The organism is Rhodococcus sp. ARC_M12, assembly GCF_022810385.1.
Classification (GTDB): domain Bacteria; phylum Actinomycetota; class Actinomycetes; order Mycobacteriales; family Mycobacteriaceae; genus Rhodococcoides; species Rhodococcoides navarretei.
In genome coordinates, this window is sequence record NZ_JALGQI010000013.1 from 39,242 (window position 1) to 62,909 (window position 23,668).

The following is a 23,668-nucleotide window of genomic DNA, read 5'->3' on the forward strand; positions in this document are numbered from 1 at the left end:
TTGCCGAGATGTCGAGAATGTCGAGCACGAGAAGCCTTTGCTGTCGGTGCCCTGTGCGACTCTGCACGGCATGGCGATCTGCATGGCGTGCGATCTGGAAATGCTCGATTCGGTGGGTTGCACTTGGCGGCCCAGCCGGATACCCAACGGGAGAAGAAAGTGTCACGACTGCGGCACCCCGCCGGGGGCGCTACACCACCCGGGGTGCGACGGCGAGCGCTGCCGGTGTGGCCAGATGCTCTCGTGCGGCAGCGGGTGCGCGGTGGATGAGTGCGAACGTGAAGACGGCCACGACTACGTCGACGCCCGCTGCAGGTGGTGCAACGAACCGTTCGGACAACTCCGCGTGGTGGACGGTCGATGACACTGCGACCGAGAAGCTACGAGTAGTCGCGAATGCCACCACTTCAGCGACAGCAAGAAGCACATCGATTTGCATATGGGCTTTCGTGATTCGAGGTGCGACTCGCGGGTGTAGAACTGAAGCAGGACCGAGCAGTGATGTCCAGCTGCCAGGTCTGTCATGCGGATCGTCCGCTACGCGTAGACCCATGCCCCGAGGTCGTGCGCGGAAACGACACCTGCGACTCGAGGGAACACGATGTCCGAATTGGCACAGACCCGCCCAGGAATCGACGTACCCGCTCCGCCGGTTTTCGAGTCGGTCGACGACGAACGGCAGCACCGAAAGCAACGACTGGCGGCCGCTTTCCGGCTCTTCAGTCAGTGCGGCTTCGACGAAGGCGTGGCGGGGCATATCACCGCTCGGGACCCAGAGAAGACAGACCACTTCTGGGTCAACCCCTTCGGTATGCATTTCAGCATGATCAAATCGAGCGATCTGATCCTGGTCGATCACGAGGGTCAGATCGTCGAAGGCAATCGTCCGGTCAACCGTGCCGCTTTCGTCATCCACTCCCAGGTGCACGCGGCTCGACCGGACGTGGTTGCGGCCGCTCACGCACATTCGTTGTACGGCAAGGCGCTGTCGAGTTTGCGGATGGGGCTGGCACCTCTGACTCAGGACGCCTGCGCGTTCTACGACGACCACGCCGTGTTCGACGACTACACGGGTGTCGTTGCAGAGTTGGAGGAGGGCAGGAGAATTGGTGCGGCGCTCGGTCAGCGCAAGGCGATTGTGCTGTCGAACCACGGTCTGCTGACGGTCGGTCGGACCGTGGACTCCGCGGCATGGTGGTTCATCACAATGGAGCGGTCCAGTCAGGCGCAGCTCATCGCCATGGCGGCGGGTGAACCGAAACCGTTGGATGACGTGACGGCGAAGCTGACGTACAACCAGGTGGGTCTCGAGTACGCGGGGTGGTTCCAGTTCCAGCCGATGTACGACCGAATCGTTGCGCAGCACCCGGAGCTGTTGGACTGAACGGCGTCTCCGTCCGAGCAGCCGAAACCCCGCTCAGTGGAGCGGCACCCGGCATCCGAGAATGGTTCGAATTCGATCGGCGGTTTTCTGTCTACGCTTTGCCATCGGGTGTTGAAGACACCGCCGAACATCGCCTGTCGGGACGCAACGCGAGTTCGTCTCGCAGCGCCGCAATGTGGGAGGTCAGCTCCGCCACTTGTTGCTGGTTCGCGTCGTCCTGTTCGGCGACCTTGGTGCAACCTCTGAAGCCCTGGATCCCGTCTGCACCGGAAGCGTCATCCGTCGGGGCCCCGGCCGATTGACCGGACCGGCTGAGGCGAACCAACTACACCGAACCCTCGTCGGGTTGACTAGTCTCCAACATAGGCAACGTTTGCCTAACTTCGACGATGGGGAAAGTATGCGGATCTTCAGAATCTCACCGATGCGAGCGCCCGCCTCTCGGCACACAGTGGCCACGGCTTTCGCAGTGCTCTCGTTGGTGGGTGTCACAGCATTGAGCGGATGCTCCTCGTCCGACGATGGGCCGGCGGAGTCGAACGGTGCCACCTCGGAGTCCGGTTTCAGCTTCGTGGACGGCCGCGGAGAAACCGTCGAACTCGACGCGGTCCCGTCACGCATCGTGGCCAGTGAACAGGCCGCGGCAGCGTTGATCCCGCTGGGCATCAAGCCGGTCGGTATCTGGGGAGGGAGCTCCTTCGAGTCGTCGATTCCGCTTCGTGGCCTCGATCTCGATGGCATCGAAAGCGTGGGACAGGCCTACGGCGACATCGACGTCGAACAGGTCGCAGCCCTCAGGCCCGATGTCATCATCACCGGCTGGTACGCCGGGGACGCCTACGGTGGCCTCGGTCTGGAAAGCTCCGATCTGGCCGAGAACCTCGAGCAGGTTGCACCGTTCCTCGCGGTCTCCGCGCAGAAGCCGTCGTCCGAGACGCTGCAGGATTACGAGAGCTTGGCCACCGAACTCGGCGCCGACGTCGATACCGACGCAACCCAGGCCGACCGCGAAGCCTACGACTCCGCAGTCGCGGACCTGAAGGAAGCAATCGCTGCCAAGCCGGGTTTGACCGCGATGGCAATCTCCCCATCGGACCAGTACTACGTCGCGATAAACGCCGAGTTCCCCGAACTGCGCGATTACCAGAACTGGGGTCTGAATCTTCTCGAGTCCGACGTCCCGCGCGCCGCCGACTCGGGATCCTTCACGCCGGTGAACTGGGAGAATGCCGGTGAATACCAGCCGAATCTCATTCTGCTGGACACGCGTTCGTACTCGACCCCGCTGGCCGAACTGGAGGCCGACCGGCCGACCTGGGCGCTGGTGAACGCTGCGAAGGCCGGCAACATTGCCGACTGGACGACCGACGCGACCAACAACTACGCGAGCTACACCGCGCAGATCATCGACCTGACCGCGGCAATCGACAAGACGACCGTCTAGATCCACCGAGCCCGATCGAAACCGGCCCGAATACCTCCACCTCGGCCCTCGAGGTGGAGGTATTTCATCGGATGCGGCTCCAGATGTAGTCCGCCACTCGTTCGCCGAACACCGACCAGTTGTGAGCCTGACCGAGCTGTGCATGCTCGAGGTCGACAGAGTGGGCATCGAGGGTCCCGGTGATTCTGTCCTGCCACTGACGGTCCCGACGACGCTGCATCTCGACGGGCGTTCCACGAGACGCTCCGATCAACAGGGCGTCGCCTGCGTGGCGGCCGACCGTCGGCGGTATCGACAGCGCGAGGTGACGGCCGAGGGTGCGCGCCAACCGGCCCTGCACCTCGGAGGAAAAGCTCGACAGCAACGGATCCGTCTGCATATGGCGACGGAAATTGTTCTGTGCTTCCTCGATGCCGTTCTGCGACAACATCTCACGGTCGGCGGTGTCCGCCTCCGCGACGTCGGCGTAGGAATCCAGCAGTACCAGCGACGCCACTACGGCGCCCTGTTCGTGCAGACGTGCAGCGATCGCATGTGCGAGTTGCCCTCCGAAAGACCACCCGAGCAGGTGATACGGACCGTGCGGTCGAACGGCTCGGATCCGCGCGACATGGTCGTCCACCAGTGCCTCGATCGAAGTCAACTCGATCGCTTCGTCGCCGCTCTGCAACGCCGGGTCCTGAATGGCATACACCGATATCGACGGATCGAGGTACCGCAAGGCGCCGATGTAGGACCAACTGAGACCGCCGGCCGGCTGCAGACAGAACACGGCGGGCTCGCCCGCCCGGCGCAGCACCACCAACGGCGCAAGCATGCTGTCTCCGCCGCCGTCGATCACCGCCCGGGCCAGACCCGCGACTGTCGGGTGGGCGTAGATTTCGCGCACGCCGAGTTCGAGATCCACTGTGCGCAGTCGGGATGCCAAACGGACGGCGGCCAAGGAATGCCCACCCAATGCGAAGAAGTCGTCGTCCCTGCCCATCTCGCTCACGCCCAGTACATCCTCGACTGCGTCGGCGATCAAGGATTCGACATCGCCGCGTGGACGGTCGACCGACTCGATGTTCTCCGACGGCGGCGGCAGCGCTCCGGCGTCGAGTTTCCCGTTGACCGTCAGTGGCAGGCTGTCGACCACCTGGACCGATGCTGGGACCATGTAATTCGGAATCAGTTCCCGCAGTCCGTCTTTCACCGAGGACGCGGTGATGTCCGACGGTAATGCGTCGTCGAGAAGGATGTATGCAGCCAGTTCCGCAGTACCGGCCCGCTCGAACACGGTCACCGCAGCGCGCACGATGCCGGGTAGCCGCAGGAGCGCCTCCTGTATTTCCCCGGTCTCGACGCGATGTCCTCTGATCTTCACCTGGTTGTCCGCGCGGCCGTGATAGGTGATCAACCCGTCGGGGTCGCGCGATACCAGATCGCCGGTTCGATACATACGGGAACCGTTGTCGGTGAACGGGTTTGCCACGAATCGTTCCGCGGTCAACGCAGGTCGTCCGTCGTATCCGCGCGCGAGGCCCGCACCCGAGAGATAGAGCTCGCCGATGACTCCGGGTGCCGATTGCCGTAATGCGGTGTCGAGCACGTGCGCGGTCGTGTTCAGAATGGGACGTCCCAGCGTCGGAGTCGACCGGTCCTGTACGTCGGCACCGAGCGCGTTGATGGTGTACTCGGTCGGCCCGTAGAGGTTGTACCCACCGGTCCCCGGTGTTTCTCGCAGGTTCGACCACAGGCGGTCTCCCACCGCTTCGCCGCCGAGCGACACGAACACCAGGCCCGGGGCATCGTCGTCGTTCGGCGTCGTTGCCCGGCAACGCGGACGGGCCAGGAGACCGGCGTCGACCAGATGCTCGCCGTACGTCGGTGTGACGTCGAAGGCATCGATCTTCTGCGCGTCGAAGTAGTCGAGGAGAACTACCGGATCACGCCGCGTCTGCTCGTCGATGACGTGCACGCTGTGCCCCTCCAACAGCCAGAACAACTGCTCCCACGACGCGTCGAACGAGAAGGACGTGGTGTGTGCGATCGCCAACTGCCGATTCCCGGCCCGAGCGACGACGGGCTCGAAGATTTCGGTGCGATGGTTGACGAACATGTTCGTCAAGCCGCCGTAGGGGACCGCAACGCCTTTGGGGCGCCCGGTCGATCCCGACGTGTAGATGATGTAGGCAAGCTGGTCGAGTCGCCGCGGGACATCGCCGGGTGCCGGCAGTCCGTTTCCTACACCGTCGTTGTCGAGTTCGATCACGGCTGCCGACTGTTCTGCCGCGATGCTCTGCAGCCGTACGGCCAGCGAGCTCGTCGTCAGCACGACGTGCGGACGCGATTCGCGCACGATGTACTCGATGCGGTCGGCAGGCATCTCCGTATCGACCGGGACGTAGGCCGCGCCTGCGGCGAAGACACCGAACAGTGCTTCGACCATGAGCTCGGTGCGGGGGAGGAAGAGCATGACCCTCGATTCCCCGGCGACGCCATGCGATCGCAACAACGCAGCGAGGTTCAGCGCACGCGCATGAAGATCGGCAAAGCTCCACCGGACGTCGCCTGCCACCAACGCCACGTCGTTCGGTCGATCTGCAGCGCGTGCAGCGAACAGATCCCACACGGTGTGCTCGGGTACAGCCGAGTCCAGAGTGCCCGAGTGTTGCTGCGTCCACGCGAGCTCGTGCGGGGTGAGCAGAGCGATCCTCGCCGCTGCCTCGTCCGGCCCTGCCGTCAACGCAGCCAGCGCAGCCCGGTAGGTGTCGGCGATGGCTGCTGCCCGTGCATCGTCGAGGGCGTCCCGTCGATGCATCATTCGCACCCGGGCACCGGATTCCACCGGTGCGACCACCACCGTCATCGCGTAATGCGTTGCATCACTGAGCTTCTGGTCGACCACCCGAAGTGCACCATCGGGACCCAAGCGCTCGTCGGGCGGCACGACCGGAATGTTCTGGAAGACGAACAACGTATCGAACAGTCCACGATGCCCAGCGCACTGCTCGAGATCGGACAGCGCAAGATACGGATGGGTCAGCAGCGGTCGTCGTTCGTCCTGGATGCGGGCCAGATGGTCACGAACAGCGAGAGCGGGATCGATCCGCACCCGCAGCGGAACCGTGTTGAACAGCAGGCCCAGTAGCTCGTCGATGCCGGGGATCTCGGCCGGTCGACCGGACACCACGGTTCCGAACACCACGTCGTCCTGGCCGGTGAACTTCTGCAGTGTCAGTGCCCACGCCAGTTCGTACACGATGCTCGTCGTGACGCCGGTCTGCGCAGCGAGTTCCTTCACCTGGCGGGTCAGTGAGCGATCGAGATGAAAGACGGTGTCCGCCGACCGGGCCGGGTCGACCGATGCTGCCATGTTCCGAGGAGCGAGCAGTGTGGGCCCGGGCGTACCGGCGAGCTGGCGTCGCCACATCTGCAGGCCCGCATCACGATCGCGAGTTCTGAGCCACATCATGTAGTCGTCGTACGACGCACGGTGGGTTGTGTCGACGTGGCCAGGCCGGGTGTACTCGTCGAGAATGGCCCGCAGGAATCTCCAGATCGACCACCCGTCGAGAACGAGGTGCTCGATGGTGAACACCAGTGCACTCTGGCCCCCGGGGAGCAGCGCCACTCCCAGTCGAACGAGCGGCGGCTGCACAGGGTCGAATCCCTGTGCAGCCTGCCGTCTTTCGAATTTTGTCAGCTCAACCTGGGCCGAATCGGCGTCGAAATGTCGCAGATCCGTCGTCGTCCAGGGCATCCTGGCCGTCCTCGGTACTGCGGCAACGGTGCGGTCGCCGAGCTGGACATACCCCGCACCGACCTGCGGGTGTGCAGCGAGTACGGCGTCGGCGGCACTCCGCAACAGATCCGTGTCGAGTGAGCCGGAGAGCCGCATCACCGTCTGCGACACGTAGATGCCCTCGCCCTGTCCACCCAGCTGCTGATGGAAGAGCAGCCCGTCCTGCAACGACGTCGTCGGGTAGATCGCTCGGAGCGGGCCGAGGAGCGACTCCACGTATCGACGCTCCCGCGTGTCGAGTCCGGCCATGTCGGTACTGCGGTCGATACCGTCTGCGAAGACGTTGTCCACCACGCGATTGACTCCGGACCCCACCGCGTTCACCCTGGTCGCGATCGCCGTCGCCAGGCGTGCGGCGTCGGGGACGGCGAGGCCGGACACAGAACATGCGCACGACCACGAACCGGTGTCCGCTCGAAGGAACCTGACGTCGACCCCGGGCTCGGCGACACTCTGCATTTTCCCGTCGACACTCGAAACATGGATGCGGACCTGCAGATCCGCATCCGGTAGGTCGTCGAACACACCAGGGGTGTGGTCGCTGAGGTGCGCGGCGACCCCGAAGGATGCGGCGTGCTCGGGGTCGGCGTCTGCGCCGAGCAGGGTGCCGGCATCGATGACGACAGGGAGACCACGACGCAGTGATCCCACTGTCCTGTAGCCCTGTTCGGTGCCTCGGTCTCGGTCGGACTCCTCGACCCACACCACCATCGACGCGAGTCCCACGACGTCCGCCATCACCTCGCGCAACGACTCGAGGACGGCTGTCCGGATCTCGACGGTGCCCGGAAGTCCGCTCGTCGACAGTGCTGCGACACTCTCGGCACAACCGTTCGCGGGCGATGCCTGCATCGGCGCGAGGGACGCCGCGTTGTCTCGCCTGTCGAGCACGTCCACAGCCGCGTCCACGATGTCGAGCCACGACTCGGCGTGATCGACGATCGAGAGGTCCTCTGCCAGATCCTGATCGAGCGAGGCCCACCGCGCCGACGGAGCCACCGACACACCCACCACAGAACGATCACTCGTCAACGCAGCGAGGATGGACGGCCACGATTCTTCGTCGACCGCCGCGTGGGCCATCTCGACTCGCAGAGCACTCTCGCCGATCCAACCGGCTCGGAGCGCGGCGTCGGCCGACGCCGCGAATGTGGTTCCTTCCGTGGCAATTCGAGACATCTCGAGGATCTCTGTCACCGACATCGAAGTGCTTCGAGGCGTCCCACCGTCGGTCTCGAGACCGGTGCAGAGCGCGTCGTGCCGAAGACAGAGACCGATGAGAGACGCTCGCGCACGGCGGGCCTGCGACTGCGACAGGGCGAGCGTGCGTGACCACCTGCCGGGGCGCGGTCGTACGCGTAGTGGACTGTGCTGCGGAGCTGGGGCATTCGGTCTGGTGACCAGTTCCGAGATATGCCGGGTCGGATCGGCGACCGCCTGAGCCGCGATCAGCGTCATGTCGTCGAGAAGCGTCTGAACGGTTCTGTTGTCGAACAGCTCTCGGCGGTAGACGATGTCGAGGCCGAGTCGCCCTGATTCGCCTCGTGGACCGATTGCTGCGATCAGATCGAACTTGGCCGACGCGTCGTCCGGGGGGCGGAGGACTCCGTCGACGCGCCCCAGCGACACCGGCTGCGGCCGCGTGTCCACCTCGGCAATCATCACCTGGAACAGCGGATGCACACCCGGAGTTCTCGTGGGGCGGAGCCAGTCGACGACCTCGTGGAACGGGGTGGCGCGATTGTCGACGCAGTCGAGCGTCGAACTTCGTGTCCGCGCGGTCAACTCGGCCACGGTGGGATCGCCGGTGAGATCGGTCGGCAGAACGACGGTATTGACGTAGAGCCCCACCGCGTCCGTCACCGCGTCCGGAGGCCGGGTATCGACAGCGGTGCCCATCGGGATCCGATCGCCGCCGCCGTGGGCACGCAGCGCGAGAGCAGTGACGATCTGGAGAAAGATCAGGCGGCTGATGCGATGCGTGGAGCAGAACTGCTCGATGTCGTCGGCGAGGAACGTGGGCAGTACCGTCTCGATGAGCTGCCCCGAGGTCGACGGTACTTCGCTACGAGCGTGGTCGAGCGGAAGATCGACGGGCTCGACGTACGGAGCGAGTGTCGTCGTCCAGAACGGCTGCGTTGCAGTGACATCGGCGACGCCTTCCTCCTCCGCGTACTGCGCATAGTCCACCGCCGGTGCTGCCCAGTCCGGTGCCTCGCCCCGTGCACGCGCGTCGTACGCGATCCTGAGATCGTTCAACAGGATCGGCACCGAACCGCCGTCGGCGGCGATGTGGTGCACCGTCAGGACCAGTCGCGAGCTGTCGTACAGATCTGCGGCGAAGGGGATCTCGGCACCGAGGTCGAACGTGCGTGGACGGTAGGGCTCACCCCGACGGTCCGCTACCTCGACCGCGGCATCGGGCTGCAGGTGGCGCACCACCCGGCCGGCGTCGTTCGAATACACACTGCGCAGCGAGGCATGGCGTGTCGCCACATCCGCGAGGGCATCGGCGAGGACGTCCAGATCCGGATCCGACGTCAGATCGAGGTGGACCGGCATCGTGTAGGCATGGCGGTCCGTTTCCATCTGGTCGAGGAACAGCATCCGCTCCTGTGCGCTCGATGCCGGCCCGGTACGTGCGGACGCGTGGGTGTGAGTCATCGGTGTGCTCCTGATGCGAGAGTTCCGAGAAAGTGATCCGCCACTGTGGACGCGGTGAGGTCCTCCGAGAGAGCGAGGTGGTGAACGGACAGCTCCGCGGACCATCCGGCGCTGTCGTCTCGTGCTACGTGGATGCGAACCAAGGGGCCGGTGTCGACGTCGATCGTGGGCAGGACGTCCGCAGCTCTCTCTACCCCTGCCACGTGCACGACGGTCTCGAGGTTCACCGCGTCGAGATGTATCTCGAAGGCCTTCCACAATCTACGGCGTGACCGGTCGATGCGGGTGCGCAATGCCGGGAAAGTCTCCATCAACGCTGTTGTCGCCCTGCGGACTTCCGCATCGAGGTCGGTCGCAGCCAGATCGTCGGGGGAGGGGATGTGGGCCCGCACCGTATCGATGCGGTCGTCGATGTCCAGTCCCGATTTCACCGCGGCCCTGGCCAGGTCAGGCAGGGGAACAGGGATGTCTGCGCGCGAAATATTCTCGCGTGCAGTCGTTGTCGTCTCCTCATCGCGGAGGGAGGCCTCGGCGAGCGCTGCGACCGTGCGCAGATCGAAGATCTGCATCTCGGTGATCCGCCTGCCGCGTCTGCGTGCGAGGGTGACGGTGCGTATGGCACTGATGCTGTCGCCGCCGATTCGAAAGAAATCGTCGTCGATTCCGATGGCGGCGGCCTTGAGTCCGAGCGCTTCGGCGATGGCCCCACGAATTGCGACCTCGCCGTCGCTCGTCGGTACCCGATCCTTCGACGCGGAGTCACGAAAGTCGATGGAAGGAAGGCCTTTACGGTCGAGTTTCCCGCTCGACGTCAGAGGGATCTCGTCCAGGATCGCTGTACGGGCCGGAACCCATGACGCGGGAAGGATCCGTGTGACCGTGGCGCGAACATCGCTTTCGAGCAGAGTTCTTCCGGATTCCGGGACGACGTATCCGACGAGTCGTGGACCGGCCGGCGTGACCTGTACGGCGGCGGCACCCGACCGGACACCGGGATGGGTGAGCAGAGCTGCCTCCACCTCGGCCAGTTCGATGCGTTGGCCCGCCAGCTTGATCTGGCCGTCGGTGCGGCCGAGATACTCGATACTGCCGTCGCGTCGTTGCCGCGCGCGGTCGCCGGAGTGGTAGAGACGAGCCCCGGGAACGTCGGCACGGGGGTCGGCCACGAATCTGCTCGCGGTCAGTGCGGAGTTGTGTCGGTAACCGCGGGCCAGTTGTGCTCCACCGAGATAGAGGTCTCCTTCGGCGCCGGGCAATACCTCGGTGAGAGTGTGATCGAGTATGCGGCAGTGGGTGTTCCACACCGGCATGCCGATCGCCACGGCGAGGCCTGCGACCGGGCCGTGCGCCGAGACGTTCTCGGCGGTCACGTCGATGGCGGCTTCGGTTGGCCCGTACAGATTCAGCAGGGTGGCCCGCGGAAAGACAGTGGCCACCGACTGTGCGTGTTGCGATAACAACGGCTCGCCGCTGCAGACGATCAGCCGCAGCGCTCTGGCGTCGAGGACTGGGTTCACAGGTTCGGACGTTGCTGCGGTGAGGAATTCACCGAGCATCGAGGGGACGAAGTGGACGATGCTCACGTCGTGAGTCGAGATGAGATGCGCCAGACGCCGTGGATCTCGGTGGCCACCTTCTTCCACCACGACGACCGACGTTCCGGTGACGAACGGGAGAAAGATCTCCCAGCCAGAGACGTCGAACGACGCAGGGGTCTTCTGCAGGAACACATCGGCAGCAGTGATCTCGTGATGCTCAGCGGCCCAGAGCAAGCGGTTCACGATGGCCGAATGGGAGACAGCGACGCCCTTCGGTCGTCCGGTCGACCCGGACGTGTAGAGGACGTACGCCGGGTGGTCGCCGTGCAGCGGGCGTCGACGCTCGGCGTCCACCACAGGATGGGTCGGTAGCGCAGCCAGCAGAGTCGCAATCGATGGGTCGGCGAGGTCGATCAACGGCACATCCGAGGTCGGAAGACGTGCTGCGACATCGGCGGTGGTGAGGATCGTGGCGGCCCCGGAGTTGTCGAGCAGGTACCGAATCCGTGCTTCGGGAAGTTCGGGATCGAGGGGCACGTAGGCGGCTCCCGAGAAGGTCACGGCGAGAAGCGAGACGATCAGTTCGGGTGACCGATCGAGTGCGATGGCCACGACGTCCTCGGGTCCGTGACCGGAGTCGATGATCAGCCGTGCCAGTGCAGCTGCTTCGCCCAGGACGGAGCCGAGGTCGCGGCGACGATAGTCGAAGATCAGCGCGGCACCGTCCACCGGGGATGTGCGGGTGATGATCCTGTCGAGAGTCAGGTCCGGTTCGATGTCCCGTCGAGCACCGTCGAGTCGGGACAGTGTGGCGTGGTCCTGGGCGTCGAGCAGATCCAGTGCGTCGACCGGCAGGTCCAGCGAGGCAGGCATGCGTCGCAACACCGTTTCGATTCGCCGCATCAGTGTGTCGGCGGCGTCATCGTCGACAACATCGGTTGCGTACTCGACGATGAGTCCGATCGCCGAATCATTCTCTTGCAGAGTGATACTGACGTCGTATTTCGCCGTCCCGGTGTCGACGGGCAGCCGTTCGGTCTGCACGTCGCCGAGAGTCAACGACCCCCCGCCGTCAAGGTGCGGTTGATGGATCACCATCACCCGAACCGGTGGCTGCTCTCGCAGCGCAGGCAGTGCAGCCACGACCTCCTCGTACGGTGCCGTCGAGTGGGCGAGCGCGTGCAACGTCTGGTCGCGGGTACGCGCGAAGAGCTCCCGCAGTGTGGGGTTTCCCCGTAGGTCCGCGCGGAGCAGAACGGTGTTCAGGTGGAAACCCACCTCGTCGTCGGGGTCACCGTCGGTATCGTCGCGGCCCGTCTTCGGGGACCGGATCGACATCGGCGACGCCGTCAGGAAGTGCTCACCCGATCCACACGCGCGGAGTGCGATCGAGGTGGCCACCTGAGTGGCCATGTACATGCTCGCCCCGCACGTACGCGCCGCCGCCCGTACCGTCGCGGCGACGTCGTCGGCGACCACTCGTCGGATCGTCCGTCCCGGCCGTGCGCCGGAGTGACGGGCGGCGCGCCAGCCCGGCACGTCCAGGACCGGCGGTAGCGGCGTCAGATGTGAGCGCCACGAGACGATCTCGGCATCGTGATCCTCTGCGACCACCGACGGATGGAGCGTTGCCGCGCCGAGGTCCACGGGTATCCGGCCGGCATGGCGCGCTGCGTAGGCGCGTGAGAGGGTCCGAAGCAAGGCCGGCTCGGACCATTCGTCCGTGGCGATGTGATGCACGGCGAGAACGAGCGTTGCGCAATCCTTCTCGTCGTCGTGAGTGAACACGTGGGCGCGCAGTGCAATCGACTCCGACGGATCGAATCGTTCCTGCAGCGACTGTTGGATCGCCTGCGGCACACCGGACGACGACACCACGTGAGGCCGCAGGGTGGGTACCGCACGTTCGTCGTACGGGTCGAACGTCTCGACCGTCAGTGCTCCGTCGTTCTCGACGTACAACGACCGCAGTGAACGATGACGTGCGGTGACATCGGCGAGCGCCTGCTCGAGGGCGGGTCGGTCGAGGAGACCGGTGACGCGGAACGCCAGCGGCACGGTGTACGTGCCACCATGACCACTGAGTCTGTCTGCCAACCACATTCGACGCTCGCCTGCGTTCATCGGCCGGGTGCGCTCATCGGTCTGCACTGCGCTGGCGTCGTTGTGCTCTTCGTCGGTGCACGGCGGCGTGTCCGCTGCGTCGATGTAGGCGGACAGTGCCGCGACCGTCGGGTGATCGAACACTGCCCGCACCGATATCTGCATGTTCAGATCCCGGTTGATCCGAGTGACCAGACGCATTGCGGCCAACGAGTCTCCGCCGAGGGTGAAGAAGTCGCTGTCCGGGCCCATGGAGTCCACCAGTTCTTGCGGGCCGGAATCGCGGGCGAGCAGGGTCGCGATGTGACCGGCCAACCGCAGCTGCTCATCGGTCAGCGGGCCCGAGAGTGCACCGATGACGTCCGGAGCGGGCAGGGCACGGCGATCGACTTTACCGTTGACGGTGGTGGGGAAAGCATCGAGCACCATCAGGTGCGCGGGAATCATGTGCTGGGGGAGTACCGTCGCCAGATACGCGCGAACACTACGAGAAAGGTTGTCCGAGTTCGTGTTCGCAACGTCCGTCGGGACCACGTAACCGCAGAGAATCGATGATGTCGCTGCGTGCACGAGTACGACGGCAGCGCGAACCTGGGGATGTGTGGCTGCGGCCGCTTCGATCTCCTCCAGTTCGACGCGCATGCCGCGGATCTTGACCTGGTTGTCCGCTCGGCCGAGAAAATCGAGTGTTCCGCCGTCCGTCCAGCGAGCACGGTCACCAGTTCGGTAGGCACGTCCGCCGACCTCGGCGGCGAAGGGGTCCGCGACGAATCTCGCTGCAGACATGCCCGACGCACCGACGTAGCCGCGTCCGAGCAGGTCACCCGCCGCGTAGAGCTCGCCTCCCATCCCCAGGGGGAGCGGCCGGAGGCGGTCGTCGAGCACGTACAACCGGCAACCCGGATTCGGCCGCCCGATCGAGGTGGATATTCGATCGGATCCGCTGCCGTCGTACACCACATGGGAGACCCCGATGGTCGCCTCGGCCGGACCGTACCCGTGATAGAGGGTCCCGTTCATGCGAGCCCGGAACCGGGAGAACAGTTCCGGGGTGAGAACTTCACCGCCACACCAGACATGACGTACCCCCGCCATTGCGTCGGTCCCGGCGCTGGTCTCGAGGAGCACGTCGAGCATGGAGGCGACGAGATACACGAACGTCACTCGTTCACGGGATATCAACTCCAACAATCGCTGCGGGTCCCGGTCTTCGCCGGGGCCCGCGACGACCACGGTTCCTCCCGAGCAGAGCGGGAGCAGGAGCTCGTTGATCGAAATATCGAATGCGAGTGGAGCTTTGAAGAGACTGGCATCTCCCGGGCCCACTTTCAGAATGTGCTCGATCTGCCATCTCATCCGGCTCGCGATGGCCTCGTGCCGGATCATCGCCCCTTTCGGCCGCCCCGTCGAACCCGAGGTGAAGATGACGTATGCCAGACCGGCTCCGTGACGGAGCACCCCCGACGGCGGGGTGGAAGGTCGACTCTCGTGCTCCCATCGATCGAGAGCCACTGCTACCGACAGCACTTCCGTGTCCTCGTTCGACTCCGAGCTACCCGGTCCTCGCAGTGCCACAACGATGTTCGCATCGCGGACCACCGCACGTCTGCGGGCCTGCGGCCACTGCGGGTCGAACGGGACGAACGCCGCCCCTGCGGCGAGGACGGCCATGACGGAGACGACCATCTCGGCGGACCGAGTCATGTCGATCGCCACGCGTGCTTCCGGTCCGACTCCCGCCGCCACCAGCGAGTGCGCGAGTTGACTCGAGCGGTGCCGCAACTCGGAGTAGGTCAGTCGGGTCGGGCCCGCTACGACGGCGGTGGCGTCGCCCGTCCGAACTGCCCAGGATTCGAACATCTCCACGACGTCCTGGTCGGCGTGGCAGTGGCCGGTCTCGTTGACGTCGGTGACGAGCATCTGCAGGTGTTGCGGAGAGGCGAGGGGCAGCGAGTCGATCGGAGCCTCCGGGGCGGTCGTCGCGGCGTCCAGAAAAACCGCCAACGCGTGCGCATGGGCCCGGATCTCTGTGCCGGCGCTCGCACCTCGTACCTCCATCGCCAGCCACGAGTCCTGGGGGTTCGCACGGTCGACAGTGCCTTCCACCACGAATTCGAGGTCCGTCACCGGACCGAGCCAGCACTGGCGCAGTCGCGCTCGATCGCCGCCGAAGGTCGTGTCGCGTTCTGCAACAAGCACATTGATGCCCGGTGCCACCAGTGAGGAGTCCCCTCGGCGCAGTCGAAGCAGCTCGGTCACCATGTCGGGTGCGACCGCGGTGTGCGGTCGCATCTGCGTCAGGGTCCGCTCAACGTCGGCAAGCACGTCGACGACAGTCCTGGTGCTCTTGTGCTCGAGCACGAACGGTACGACGCTGGACGTCATCGCGATCGGAGACCCTGCCGGGGCATGACCGCCGATGGCCAGTCCGATGGATTGCGGCCCTGGAGGTCTGGTCGTTGCGGCGTACGCGCTGAGCAGACCCACGAGAGCACGACGCGGCGATGTATGTGCGCGATCGGCCAATGCGAGGACACGCTCGACGATGTTCTCCGGGAGGTCGATCGCCGCGTGGGATACCGACAGTCCGGTATGCTCGAGCAGGCCCTGATCGTCGGGCAGGCTCGCGATCACCGCATCCCAGTAGTCTCGGGTCCCGCGCGGCGACGCGGTGTCGGTTCGAGAACGGGCCGATCGGTCCCTGCGATCGTCGTTGTAGGCGTCGGCGACGCGTTCGGTGAGCGCAGCCACCGACTGCCCGTCGATCGCCACGTGATGGTAGGCCTGAATCCACCACAGTCGCCCGTCGTCCGCGGCGGCGACGATGTGATGATGCATCGGGCCCGTGTCCGGCGACCCGATCCTCGACCGCGCATCGGCCACCAGCGCAGCGAGCTGCGCGTCCGATCCGGTCGTCGTACGGGTTTCGATGCGCCCGGGCACTGCGGCGACGATGTCGAGATCGCCGTCCGATGACTGTGTGAGCGCCTGATCGAGATGCGGTAGCGCGGCAAGGGTGGCGCGGACCGCACGGTGGAGACGCGCGGAGTCGGTCGTCGTGGGAAGTTCGAGCCGCCACGCCAGCGCGTAGGTGCCCTCGCCGTCGTCGATCTGGGCGGCGGTCCAGACTGCTCTCTGCGCGGGGGTGATTCGAGGTGCGTCGAGCATGGTCATCCGGGTCTCCTCGTCGTGGGTGCGTCTACTCGGCATCTGCTGTGCCTGCCCAGGCCGACCAGAGACGCGCATACCGGCCGTCTGCTGTCACGAGGTCGGAGTGGGTGCCGGATTCCACGACACGACCGTGCTCGAGCACCACGATCGTGTCGGCGGATGCGGCCTGCGTCAGTCGGTGTGCCACGATCACCGTGGTCCTGCCTTCGGTCGCTGCCGCTGCGGCCTCTTCGAGCATGCGAGCTCCACTGCTGCCCGCCTCCGCGGTGGCTTCGTCCAGAATCGCCACGGGAGGATCGGACAACACCAGTCTTGCCAGTGCGAGCTGCTGCCCCTGGGACGCGCTGAGCGGGTGACCGTTCTCCCCGATGCGGGTGTCGAGACCGTCCGGCAGAGCCCGGACCCAGTCGGCGGCGCGGACCCGCCCGAGGGCATCCCACAGATCGGTATCGTCCGCATCGGCGTTCGCCAACCGCAGATCGTCGGCGAGAGGACCGGCGCTGACGTGGACGTCCTGCGACAGGATCGCGACATGTCGCCGGAGACGATCGGGTCCCAGGTCTCGTAACGGCATGCCGCCCAACGTGACCGAGCCGCTGTCCGGTTCGAGGGAACCGGCCGCGAGAAGCGCGGCCGTCGTCTTTCCGGCACCGGTCGAACCGACCACCGCCAGCGTCTGTCCCGCTGGAACGGTGATCGTGACTCCGTGCAGAACATCACCGCCGGTGGCGTACGCGAAGGTCACGTCGGACAGCTCCACTGTGGCATCGCGCGGCTGGGCATCGGTGCCTTCCGATCGCGTCGACGCCATGTCCGCCACGCCGACCAGACGGTTGAGACTGGCACCGGCGGACTGGATGTCGTCGAACAGGAACAGCACCGTGCCGAGCGGATTGAACAGGCGGTGGAACATCAGCGTTGCGGCGGTGACCGCGCCGAGAGATACCGAATCGCCTCGCACCAAGAAGAATCCGGTGCACAAGATGATGGTCAGGCCCACCAGTTCGGCGCGGTTCTCCTTACCGACGAAACGGGTCAGCAGCGTGAACGTCGCGATCGAGAAGTCTCTGGCTCGTTCGGACTCCGTCTCCACCGTCGCGATGGCGTCGTCCTCGCGCCTGTACGCACGCACCGTCCGAGCACCTTGGATGTTGCTGATCAGTGCCTGTGAGCGATCACCCATCGCGGCCCGTTCGGCGGCATAGAGAGGACCGCTGCGCGGTAGATACCAGCGAAGTGCAATGACGTACAACGGCAATGCCAAACAACCGGCAATGCCGAGACGCCAGTCGATGCCGTACATCGTGACCACCGACACTGCAATCAGCAGCGCCGCGTTCACGACGGCGGGCAGGACCCCGGTGACGGCGCGAGTCACTTGGGAGACGTCATCGCTGATCCGCGAGAGCACATCTCCGCGACCTGCCCGTTCCACCGTTCGGGTGGGAAGGGTGAGAACCCGACCGACCACGTGTTCGCGAAGATCCGCAACCACGCCCTCGCCCAGTTTCGCCACGAGGTAGGCCATCAGTCCGGCGAACACCCCGTTGACGATCGCAGCGATCATCACCAGAACCACCACCATCACGATCCGGCCGGCCGGCGCGCCCGCGACCACCTCGTCGACGAGGCGACCGAGAATCACAATCGGGGCCAGAGCCGATACGGCAGAGACGATGCCGACAAGGGGAGTGACCGTGACGAGTCCGGGCCGGGTCGCGAGTTGCCCTCGCAGCCACGACCACGATCGTCCGGCCTGTGCGATGGGCAGACGGGTGTCCTCGGTCATCGCAGCACAGCCTCGGCGTAGTCGTCGGCCCGTTCGAGAAGAACGGAATGGGGCGCGTCCGCCGCAATTCGGCCGTCGCGTAGCACCACGACCCGATGGGCGACGGACAACAATGCGGGACTGCTGGTCACGATGATCGTCGTCTTCGGGGTCTGCACGGCGGGCCCGTGACGAAGCGTCGCGATGCCCCGAGCGACGGCGTGTTCGGTCACCGAGTCCACCGCCGTCGTCGGCTCGTGCAACACCAGCACGGCAGACTCCGCGAACAGGGCCCGAGCCAGAGCGATTCGTTGTCGTTGCCCCCCGGACAGATTCGCGCCACGCTCGGTCAATCGCTGTTCGAGTCCGTCTGCATGGGTTGCGACTATCTGGTCTGCACCCGAGGCTCGGAGTGCTTCAGCGAGGCTGTGGTCCGTATGCCCACGTCCAGCGGTGATGTTGTTCTTCACGGTGTCTGCGAACAAGTCCGAGACGTGCGGCTCGACCACGATCGACCTCCGAACCTCGGAGAGCTCGATGTCCTGGGTGGGGGTGCCGGCGAGCAGAACGTCGCCGGCGATGTCCGCGGGCGATACTTGGCCGGACAGGACCGCCACGATCGACTCCGCATCCTCGGGCCCGTAGGCCAGAATTGCCACGATCTCCCCCGAAGCGATATGGAGGTCGAGCCCCTGCAGGGACCGGTGCGCAACACCGCGAAAGGCGAGATCGAGCCGCTGTCCAGTGACGCGCTCGGTGCCGTGGTTCAGAATTCGCTCTGCTCCGAGTACCAGGGCAACGCGATCGGCGGACGCCCGTGCGCGGGCGATGATCGCGGGGGTCGAGGACAGCACACCCAGCGGCTCGATGAGGAACTGCGCCAGACCAACGACGGCAATCAATTCGCCCACGGAAATTCGTCCGGTGAGAGCGAAGTAGCCGGCAAGCCCGGCGACGGTCGCCGCAACCACCGCGCTGACACCGGTGGTGATCCCCAGTTGTGTCGCCAGCGATCGCGCCGTGAGCAGTGCTGCCCGAAGGGCTTTCGTGCTCGCACGCCGGTAGCGCGTCGCCGCTTCGGTTTCCGCACCGATACCTTCGATCGATCGATGCCCACTGACCAGGTCGGTGGCGAGTGCGGTCGCCTCGGCGACCGTCCGCTGTTGTTCGGCCGCGCGCCGCGTCACGCGCGGTGCCACGAGCTGAAGAACGGCGACGAAGACCGGGGTGCCGACGAAGATGGCCAGCCCCAGCGGGACGTCGATGACCATCAGCGCAACGGCGGTGGCGATGACCGCTGTCGCTGCGGCGGCAATGCGCGGGAACAGATCCAGGAACCACGCCGACTGTTCGGCATCGGTACTGGAGATGGTCAGTAACTCACCACCCCGCAGAGTGGTGTCCAGGCCCCTCGGGTCGAGAATTCGACCGGTGACCTCCATTCGGATGCGATGTGCCTCATGCTGTAGGGCAACGTTCAGGAACCGCATTCCGAACTGGTAAGCCGTTGTCAGACAAACAAACAACGCTGCGAGTCCGAGGATGGACACGACGAACCATGGGACGTCGCCCGAGGTGATCGCCGAGTCGATGATCCACCCCAGGGTGATCGGAACTGCAGTCTCGGCCAGTTGGTGGATGCAGATCAGTACCGTTCCGATGCTCACTCGGCGCACGTTGCGCGTCAGTGTTCGACGGACGATGCGCACGCCGGTCATGGTGTCCTCCATGTCGGCTCTCATGCCGTGGGCGTGAGATAGCCACCGCCGGTCACGAAATGGTCCAGCGCATCGAGATCGTCCCCGCCGTCCGTGCGCACTCGGTCGATGACGAGTCCGTGGTTGGTACCGCGATGGGCGTCGGGACCACAGACGATCACCATCCCGGTGCCTTCCTTGATGAATATCCGGCCTGGCGTTCCGCCGTAGATGCCGTCCGAGACATGAGCGGCGATGATCCGAATCCGTTGGCCTTTGTGGAAGGTGTACGCGTTGGGGTATGGATCGGACATTGCCCGCACCAGCCTGTCCAGGTCCTCGGCGGACCAGGTCCAGTCGATGCAGCTGTCCGATTCGTGACGTTTGTGGAAGAAGGTTCTTTTCGACAGATCCTGCGGCGTCCACGTGGCCGTTCCGGTCTCGATGCGCTCGAGCGCATCCAGCAGCACCTCGGGAATCAGTTCGATCGTCGCCTCGACGAGGTCGGTGGAAGTGTCGGTCGGTCCGATCGGAACGGACCGCTGGGTGATGACGTCGCCGGTGTCGAGTTCTCCGTCCATTCGGTGTGCAGTCAGTCCGGTCTCGGCGGCGCCGCTGATCAATGCCCAGATGACAGGAGAGAACCCGGTGAACGCGGGCAGCAGCGAATCGTGCAGGTTCACCGTTCCGTGCCTGGGCATCGCGAAGATCTCCGGAGGCAGCCAGGTCCGCCAGTTGTTGGCGACGATGATGTCCGGTGCCCACTGTCGAAGTCGGTCCACCAATGCCTCGTCGGGCCGCTTCGCCACATGCACCTCGATGCCGTGATCCCGTGCGAGATCCTCGACGGAGTCAGACCAAATGCTCTCGTACGCTTGCCCACTGACTGGATGTGTCACCACCGCGACCACGTCGTGGTGTGACTTCACCAGCGTCTCCAAAGTCTTGTGACCCCAGGTCTGAAAACCGAACAGCACTACCCGCATTGGCTCATCTCCGTGTCTTTGCTCCGGCGAGTGACATCCTCACCTTGTTCCGGCCACCGAGGTCTTCCGTGCACAGCGAACCCCCGGCCAATGGTTAGGCTAACCTACCATCAACCGGCTCGGGTCGATCGTGTCGGCGGTGCCGTGATTGAAGGTGTCGAAGTCTGGGCACAGACAAGACATGACCGACAACGCAAAGCTCACAGTCGAACGGACCATCGAAGCTCCTGTCGACGCCGTATTCGATGTTCTCTCCAATCCCGAGCGGCACCAGGCGCTCGATGGGTCGGGCTTCGTACGCAGCGTGGATCACGCCGACCGGATTCAAAAGGTCGGCGAAAAATTCACGATGAACATGCAGGGCGATCACATGGGCGGCGAATACCAGACCGACAACCACGTCACCGGCTACATCAAGGACAAGCTGCTCGCCTGGAAGACCGCACCCGCCGGCAACGAGCCTCCCGGCTGGGAGTGGCTGTGGGAGTTGGAGTCTCAGGGCCCCAACGAGACGCTGGTTCGCCATACCTACGACTGGTCCAAGGTCACGGACAAGAAGCTGCTCGAGCAGATCAAGTTCCCCCTGGTCACCGAAGACCAACTGAACGACACACTCGCTCGACTGGCAGTCGAAGCGACGTCCTGATTTCGGGCCGCACTTCTATGGTCAGCCGAAGAACGCTGTGCAATCGAGACTTTCGATCGGCATCCAGCGTCGAGGAACGTCTTTCGATGTAGTCGCGGCCGACAGATCGACTCCACGGACGGCCAACGCCGACGTCGGCATCTGATCGACGATCAGACTGATGGCGTAGGTAGCGGCCGTCACGTGGAGGCAAGGGTCGATTCGGCCGGAGCACGTGCACGATGCTTCGGTGCTGTCTGGGACCGGCGGCAGCTTGTTCGCGACGAGTTCGGCGTGGACCTCGTCGGGCAGGTCACCGCTGGTTGCACTGCCGGGCGTGTGGCGGGCGAGGATGCGCAGCACGGACTTCCGTTCGATTGCCGTATATCGGGGGAGTGCAAGCACGGCAATCTCGCTCCTCTTGCCTGCGGACACGACGCAGCGAAACTCGCCGATGTTGTTGTGGTCCATGGACACTGCATCATTGCGCACCAGGCTGCGTGCTCGCGGGAGCATCGGATTCGGCCGGGTGACAGTAATGGGCTCGACTCGGCGGACCCATTCTCTACCCCACGGCGTCGATCCGAAGCCCGCAAGTTGCGGTGTGGTTACCATCAGCGCGACACCGCCCTCAGCGACAACGTCTCGCGCAGAGTCGCATCGTCGAGCGCGGCGAGAGCCACCTCGTTGTTGCTCTCGGTCAAACCAGCGATCGCCTTTTTCCTGGTATGGAGTGAAGCTATGTGCTCCTCCAGTGTTCCCTCCGTCGTGAGTGCCATGACCGTCACTCGCGACTTCTGCCCGATGCGATGAACCCGGTCGGTGGCCTGCGCTTCGACGGCGGGGTTCCACCATCGGTCGTAGTGAATCACCGTGCTGGCACGGGTGAGATTGAGGCCGTACCCCGCCGCCCTCAGACTGAGAACCATCACGGGGGATCGATCGCTGTTCTGAAATTCGTCGACCATCCGGTCGCGCTCGTCGACGTCGAGACCGCCGTGAAAGAACGGAATCGGGACCCCGGTGAGGCTTTCGAGATGCTCCGCCAGGATCTCCCCGGTCCGGCGGTACTGAGTGAACACGAGTGCAGCCTCCGAGGAATCGGCGAGTTCCTCGACGATGTCGGTGAGCCTGTCGAGTTTGCCGGAGCGATCGGCCAACCGAGACAGGTCACCGTTGACGAGCCCAGGGTGGTTGCAGATCAATTTGAGCGAGGTCAGCAGCGCCAGCACTGCCGACCCTCGGCCCCGGCTGGTGCCGAAGCCGGTATCGAATGCTTCCTCGACGGCCGAGTTGTACAGCGTCACTTGCTCGTTCGATATCGGGCACAGGACGTCCATGTGGTGTTTCGGTGGTAGGTCTGTCGCGACCTCGGCTTTCGTCCGGCGAAGGACGACCGGTGCGAGCGCGCTCGACAGCTGTGCGAGTGCGGCCGCCGAGCCTCCCTGCTCGACGGGTGCCGAGAATCGTCGGGTGAATCGAGCCCGGGTTCCGAGCAATCCGGGATTGGTGAGATCGAGCAGAGCCCATAGTTCGTCCATGCGGTTCTCGACGGGCGTGCCGGTCAGGGCGATGCGAGTGGTGGACTTCAGCCGACGCGCCGCTCTCGCTATTTTCGTCCGGGAGTTCTTCATGACGTGCGCCTCATCGAAGAACACTGTGTTCCAGGCTATTTCACTCAAACGGTCTGTGTCCGTGCGCAGGGTGGGGTACCCGGTGACGGTCACCGCGCCTGCGTGGGAGCACTGCTCGAGTGTTCGGGACGGTCCGCGGTACACGTTGACGATCAGTTCGCCGTCGGAGAAGTTCTCGATCTCTCGTCGCCAGTTGCTGATCAACGATGTCGGGCACACAATGAGATAGCTGCCCTCGCCTCGCCGTGCTCCGACGATCATGTGTGCAATGGCCTGGAGTGTCTTCCCCAGCCCCATGTCGTCGGCGAGAATTCCGCCGCCTCCGACCTCCTGAACGGTCGGCATCCAGGCCGCACCGTGCACCTGGTAGGGCCTCGGAGTGAAGGCCGACGCATGTTCGAGCAGACGGTTCTGCATGTGCAGACTGGCGCGGAGTGCGTCAACGGCACCATATGCCGTCACCACGCTCGACCCGCCGGGGTTGGGAACCGCGTGCGCCGCAGGCGGAAGTGCATCGACGAGCGCTCGCGGAACCCCACTCACGTCCGGGTTGTGCTCGAGGTGATCAAGGATTTCCAACCATCCGTGTGCCGACAGATCTTCCGCAGAGCCGGCTGCGGTTCGGAGCTCGCGACTATTCGCTCCCACGAGGTGCGCACCCACAGTGCGCACGGCGATGGTTCCGTCCGCGCCGGGAACCGCGAGCTCGATGGGAGTGGACTCTCCTGCAGGCGTCGCCCCCGGTGTGCTGTGCCAGACGGCGAAACAATGACGGTGCGGTAGATAGGTGACGTGCGGAGCTGGGTCTGTGTCGGCGGTCGAAAGCATGCACCCTCCGGCGAAGTTCGCTGCCTCGGCCAGGTCCGA

At 64.9% G+C, this 23,668-nt stretch carries 11 protein-coding genes; 3 read left to right on the top strand and 8 right to left on the bottom strand.

Annotated elements, in window-relative coordinates; translation table 11 throughout:
- Positions 1-190: 190 nt before the first annotated feature.
- Positions 191-439: a hypothetical protein gene (locus MTX35_RS17100; protein ID WP_243596116.1), complete on the bottom strand. Its 249-nt coding sequence runs from the start codon at positions 437-439 to the stop codon at positions 191-193.
- 162 nt (positions 440-601) lie between these two features.
- Here MTX35_RS17100 and MTX35_RS17105 point away from each other — a divergent pair, with 162 nt between their 5' ends.
- Entirely contained in the window at positions 602-1,384 is a 783-nt protein-coding gene (locus MTX35_RS17105; RefSeq protein ID WP_243596117.1) for a class II aldolase/adducin family protein, read from the top strand.
- Positions 1,385-1,808: 424 nt separating this feature from the next.
- A complete protein-coding gene (locus tag MTX35_RS17110; protein WP_243596118.1) occupies positions 1,809-2,828 on the top strand; it encodes an ABC transporter substrate-binding protein in 1,020 nt (339 codons plus the stop codon).
- Between the two features lie 64 nt (positions 2,829-2,892).
- On the opposite strand, the gene MTX35_RS17115 is transcribed toward MTX35_RS17110, so the two are convergent.
- Genes MTX35_RS17115 through MTX35_RS17135 form a run of 5 tightly spaced genes read right to left on the bottom strand, consistent with a single transcriptional unit; the run spans position 2,893 to position 20,542 of the window.
- Entirely contained in the window at positions 2,893-9,279 is a 6,387-nt protein-coding gene (locus tag MTX35_RS17115) for a non-ribosomal peptide synthetase (protein WP_243596119.1), read from the bottom strand.
- Positions 9,276-16,094 (bottom strand): non-ribosomal peptide synthetase, encoded by a 6,819-nt coding sequence (locus MTX35_RS17120; RefSeq protein WP_243596120.1) that lies wholly within the window; start codon positions 16,092-16,094, stop codon positions 9,276-9,278. The genes MTX35_RS17115 and MTX35_RS17120 overlap by 4 nt, the downstream gene beginning before the upstream one ends.
- A gap of 25 nt (positions 16,095-16,119) precedes the next feature.
- Complete coding sequence (locus tag MTX35_RS17125) at positions 16,120-17,880, bottom strand: ABC transporter ATP-binding protein (RefSeq protein ID WP_243596121.1); 1,761 nt, start codon at positions 17,878-17,880, stop codon at positions 16,120-16,122.
- On the bottom strand, positions 17,877-19,577 hold the full coding sequence (locus MTX35_RS17130; protein WP_243596122.1) for an ABC transporter ATP-binding protein: 1,701 nt from the start codon (positions 19,575-19,577) through the stop codon (positions 17,877-17,879). Before MTX35_RS17130 ends, MTX35_RS17125 begins: the two co-directional genes overlap by 4 nt.
- Before the next feature lie 20 nt (positions 19,578-19,597).
- Positions 19,598-20,542: a methionyl-tRNA formyltransferase gene (locus tag MTX35_RS17135; protein WP_243596123.1), complete on the bottom strand. Its 945-nt coding sequence runs from the start codon at positions 20,540-20,542 to the stop codon at positions 19,598-19,600.
- A gap of 181 nt (positions 20,543-20,723) precedes the next feature.
- Between MTX35_RS17135 and MTX35_RS17140 the strand changes: the two genes are divergently transcribed.
- Entirely contained in the window at positions 20,724-21,188 is a 465-nt protein-coding gene (locus MTX35_RS17140; protein ID WP_243596124.1) for an SRPBCC family protein, read from the top strand.
- A 21-nt stretch (positions 21,189-21,209) separates the two neighbouring features.
- Here MTX35_RS17140 and MTX35_RS17145 read toward each other — a convergent pair whose 3' ends face one another.
- Positions 21,210-21,638, bottom strand: a complete 429-nt coding sequence (locus MTX35_RS17145) for a hypothetical protein (protein ID WP_243596125.1) — start codon at positions 21,636-21,638, stop codon at positions 21,210-21,212.
- Between the two features lie 143 nt (positions 21,639-21,781).
- Positions 21,782-23,629: a DEAD/DEAH box helicase gene (locus MTX35_RS17150; RefSeq protein ID WP_243596126.1), complete on the bottom strand. Its 1,848-nt coding sequence runs from the start codon at positions 23,627-23,629 to the stop codon at positions 21,782-21,784.
- Positions 23,630-23,668: the final 39 nt, after the last annotated feature.